4 protein-coding genes and 1 pseudogene are annotated in these 4,421 nt (G+C 70.7%); 2 read left to right on the plus strand and 3 right to left on the minus strand.

The genetic code is table 11. The features are described from left to right. The 3 genes and pseudogenes from JWQ91_RS07860 to JWQ91_RS07870 form a co-directional block, all read right to left on the minus strand. Window positions 1–311 (minus strand): annotated as a pseudogene (locus tag JWQ91_RS07860) (Fe-S cluster assembly protein SufB); the annotation flags it as partial. Continuing rightward, window positions 308–985 carry a metalloregulator ArsR/SmtB family transcription factor gene (locus tag JWQ91_RS07865; RefSeq protein ID WP_297782308.1) on the minus strand — a complete coding sequence of 226 codons (678 nt, stop codon included), beginning with the start codon at window positions 983–985 and terminating at the stop codon, window positions 308–310. The gene JWQ91_RS07865 and the pseudogene JWQ91_RS07860, both read right to left, overlap by 4 nt. 78 nt (window positions 986–1,063) lie before the next feature. Then, entirely contained in the window at window positions 1,064–2,350 is a 1,287-nt protein-coding gene (locus JWQ91_RS07870) for a DUF2786 domain-containing protein (RefSeq protein WP_297782309.1), read from the minus strand. 65 nt (window positions 2,351–2,415) lie between these two features. Between JWQ91_RS07870 and JWQ91_RS07875 the strand changes: the two genes are divergently transcribed. Then, window positions 2,416–3,459, plus strand: coding sequence for a DNA primase small subunit domain-containing protein (locus JWQ91_RS07875; RefSeq protein WP_297782310.1), 1,044 nt, complete (start codon window positions 2,416–2,418; stop codon window positions 3,457–3,459). A 39-nt stretch (window positions 3,460–3,498) separates the two neighbouring features. Continuing rightward, window positions 3,499–4,421, plus strand: a 923-nt coding sequence (locus JWQ91_RS07880) for a hypothetical protein (RefSeq protein WP_297782311.1), incomplete at its 3' end; no start/stop codon positions are given.

Below are 4,421 nucleotides of genomic sequence, written 5' to 3' on the forward strand. Positions count from 1 at the left end.
GCCTGCTTCTCGGTGGACCGCACGAAGTACTTGATGTTGTCGAAGTCGATGCCGCTGAGGTCGGAGCCCCACGTCGGCATGGGCTTGCGACCGAAGAGCTTGAGGCCCTTCAGGCGGAGGTCGAGCATCCACTGCGGCTCGCTCTTGAGGTTCGAGATGTTGCGGACGACGGCCTCGCTCAGGCCACGCTGGACGTTGGCGCCGGCATCGTTGCCGTCGGACCAGCCGAACTCGTAGCGGCCGACATCCTTCAGGCCGGGATTGGCCTGCTCGATGGCATTGGGTGCGTGTGTCTCTGACGTGGTCGTCATGAGGGCAACCTCTCTGCTGGGGTGGTCATGGGGAGGTGGGTCGTGCAGACTCCGTCGCCGTGGGCGATCGTGGCGAGCCGCTGCACATGGCTGCCGAGGAGACGCGCGAACATCTCGGTCTCGGCCTCGCACATCTGGGGGAACTCCTCGGCCACGTGGGCGACCGGGCAGTGGTGCTGGCACATCTGGGTGCCGGCGGGGGTGGTGCCGACCGACGCCGCGAAGCCGTCGTTGCTGAGGGCCTCGGCCAGCACACGGGGGCGCTGGTCGGGCTCGGCGAGCTCGAGCAGGGGGCGGATGCGCTCCTCGAGGCCGGTCAGCCGGTGGCGCGCGAACGCCGTGACGGCGTCGTCTCCCCCGGTCTCGGCGAGGTAGCGCAGGGCGCCGGCGGCGAGCTCGTCGTAGGCGTGGGCGAACGTGTCGCGGCCCGCGTCGGTGACGGCGAAGACCTTGGCGGGACGTCCCCGCCCGCGCTGGCCGGTGATGCGCTGCTCACGAGCCTCGATGACGCCCTCGGCCAGGAGCTGGTCCAGGTGGCGCCGCACGGCGGCCGGCGTCAGCCGCAGCTCGACCCCGAGGGCAGCCGCCGTGGCGGGGCCGTTCTCGAGGATCGCGCGGGCCACCCGCGAACGCGTGGAGGCGTCGTCGACCGGCGCCCTCTCCACTGTTCGCATGTTTTTCACAACACCAGTGTGCCGTTAATGATTCCCGGGGTTCAACGAAGGCCAGCCTTAGTAACGTGGGCCGCAGGCTCAGGACCCGACCTCGCCGGCCGGCAGCACGGCTTCGTCGGCGGCGCGCGTGCCGGCGTCCCAGCCGCGCCGGTCGAAGCTCGTGCGCCGCCCCGCCGCCGTGACGTGGGGGAACAGCCGATCGAACTCCTCCCCCACGGCGGCCTCCTGACGCTCCAGGACCGGGACGAGGTCGGTGCCATAGCTCGAGGCGGCCTCCGCCGTCGTCGCGGCGAGGCGCTCACCGATGCGGGTCGCATAGGCGCTGAGGAAGGCCTTGCGGAACGACGAGGTCCGCTCCGGTCCGCGATGCTCGGGGCCCTGCCCGGCCCGGGTCATGGCCCTCGTCGCCTGGACCAGCGTCGAGGTGAAGAGCATCTCGACCTGCTGGACATCGGTGGGCGCGCCGACGAGAGTCGCGCAGGACGCGAAGTCGCTCCACACCGCACGGGTGCGGTTGGCCCGGGCGATGACGTCGAGCAGACCGGCCTTCTGCATCGCGTAGGGGTGGTGGATCAGCACCCGGACGCCTCGGACGTCGTAGGTGCCGCCGGCGTCGGCCGTCAGCAGCGCCTCGTCGATCGCGTGCCGGGTCATGAGGTCCTGCGCCTTGGCCGTGAACGCCTCGGCCTCGGCCGGGAACTCGGTCGACTCCGCCTTGGCCAGCAGGGCCCGGATCCTGGGCAGCAGCCGTGCGGCCTCGTCGCTCGGGGGCGAGACCCTGCCCGGACGGGCGGCGGGACGCTCGCGGTCCCACTGCGACGGGGGCGGCACGAGCCGCTGCGAGGCCGGCAGCTTGCGCAGGAGGTCGAGCACGACGAGTGCGGGAACCCACTCGCCGGGCGTCGCGCGTCCCCCGGTCGCCAGCAGCGCGCCGGCCCCGGCGTCGGCGCCGGACGGCAGTCCCCTGAGCTGGCCGAGCCAGTCCTCGGGTGCCCGGTCCCACGCCCGGGATGCCTGGGCCTCCGCCAGGACCGCGAGCGACATCCACCTCGCTGCCGACTTGGTCGCGCGCCGCCTCGTAGCGTGCACCAGGTCGCCGGGCTGCCAGCCATGCTCCCAGGCCGTCGTGATCCCGGACAGGATCATGTCCACGAGCAGGACGGCCGGGTCGCGGTCCCGGTCCGTCGCGCCGGCGCTCTCCTCGATGAGCCGTTCGACGAGGGGAACCACCGCCCGCGGGACCGCCGAGGCGATCAGCGCCGACTCCTCGATCAGCCGCAGGACGTCGTCTCCCGGTGGTCGGTGCGTCTGTCGTCCGACGGTCCGTCGTCTGGCCTCGCGTCGCCGGCGGCTCTCCCTGCTCATGGATCCATCCTCGCAACAGGCTCGGACATCCGGTCGACCGTCGTCCACAGCCCTAGAGTGAGGTCATGGCGAGCGATGCGGTCGAGATCGAGGCGGGCAGCCGGGCGGTGCGGGTCTCGAGCCCGACGCGGGTCATCTTCGAGGCGACGGACTTCTCCGCCGAGGTCACGAAGGTCATGGTCGCGGAGTACTACGTCGCGGTGGCCGACGGCCTCATGCGCGCCCTCCGCGACCGGCCGGTCGCGCTGGAGCGCTGGCCCAAGGGCGTCCGGGAGGGCATGGTCATGTCGACCCGCGCCGACAGCCACGGCGATGCGTTCTACCAGAAGCGGATGATGCGGGGCGCTCCTGCCTATGTCGAGAGCACCAGGGTCCTGTTCCCCTCCGGCCGGATCGCCGACGAGATCCGCATGACCGAGGTCGCGGTCGCCGCGTGGGCCGCCCACATGGGCGCGATCACGTTCCACCCCTGGCCCACCCGGGCCCGCGACAACGATCGCCCCGACGAGCTGCGCATCGACCTGGACCCGTTCGGATCCGCGACGTTCCGTGACGCCGTGCGGGTCGCGGGCGTGGCACGGGAGCTGTTCGCGGAGGCCGGCATCGAGGCGTTCGCCAAGACCAGCGGCAAGCGTGGGATCCACGTGTACGCCCGGGTGTCGCCGCGCTGGACGTTCACCGACGTCCGCCACGCGGCGATCGCGTTCGCCCGCGCGCTCGAGCGCCGCACGGACGGCGTGACGACCAGGTGGTGGAAGGAGGAACGCGGCGACAACATCTTCGTGGACTTCAACCAGAACTGCCGGGATCGGACAATCGCCTCGGCCTACAGCCTGCGTCCCAGTCCCGGTGCGACGGTCTCGACGCCGGTGTCGTGGGACGAGCTCGCGACGCTCGAGGACCCCCGGGCGTACACCCTCCACACCGTGCCGGCGAGGCTCGCCGAGCAGGGCGACCCATGGGCCACGATCGACGACGTGGAGCACTCGCTGGAGCCGCTGCTCGCGTGGTGGGACGACGACCCGGTCGAGATGCCCTATCCCCCCGAATATCCCAAGATGCCGGGCGAGCCGAAGCGTGTGCAGCCGAGCAAGGCCCGCCACGACTGACATGATCGTGGCTCGACCGAACATCTCTGGGGGAATGCCATGTCGACCGACGCCACCACGCCCATGCCAGCGCCCACTCCCGATCCGGCGCCGAGCCGGCGTCGCCTGGTCTGGGTCCTGCTGATCCTCGCCGTCCTCCTCGTCCTGGTCGCCGGCTGGTTCGGTGCCCGCGCCTGGGGCGACGGCAAGGCCGACGACTATGCGAGCGAGCTGGCCGCCTGGCAGAAGAAGGACGGCGCGGCGCTGGTCGCCGACACCTCGAAGATCCCGAGCGGGACCTACATCCTCAAGAACATGCACACCAAGAAGGCGCTCGCGACGCAGCGCAAGGGCTGCGCGGCCGTCGCGGACGTCGCGAAGCGGGCCCGCACGGCGGCCGACAGCGTGCCGACGATCTCGGTCGGTCCCGCCGGGATCACGTCGAGCAAGCTCAGCGCCGCCGCCGACGAGTCGTCGCGCCGGGAGAAGGCCGTCGCGGCATATGCCAAGAAGGCCGCTGCCGCCTACGAGCAGATCCACGTCGACTGCCTGTGGAACCTGCGGGTCAACTCCCCCACGAAGGACAGCAAGAAGGCCACCGCGCTCTACAAGAAGGCTGCGACCTACCTCGACCCCCAGGGTCCCATGATCGGCGGGACCTGCAGCAACAAGGACGGCTGCATCTCGAACGTCAAGGCCAAGCGCCTCAAGTACGCCGATGCCCGCGAGCAGGCCTACCGCCTCGACCAGAAGCAGTGGGACAAGACCTACGGTGCCCCGTGCGCCAAGACGTCCTACGGCAAGGTCATGTGCGACACCTTCCGGACGTCCAACCAGCGCTTTGCGGACGTCCGGCTCGAGCAGGCCCGGGTCGTCCGCTCGATCTCGTCGTCGATCGACAGCAAGGAGATCGACGACATCAACGAGAAGTGGGACCGGGTCCAGAAGCTCAACCTCATGAGCAGCCAGAAGATGCTGAAGAA

The organism is Aeromicrobium sp. (genome assembly GCF_025965075.1).
Taxonomy (GTDB): Bacteria; Actinomycetota; Actinomycetes; order Propionibacteriales; family Nocardioidaceae; genus Aeromicrobium.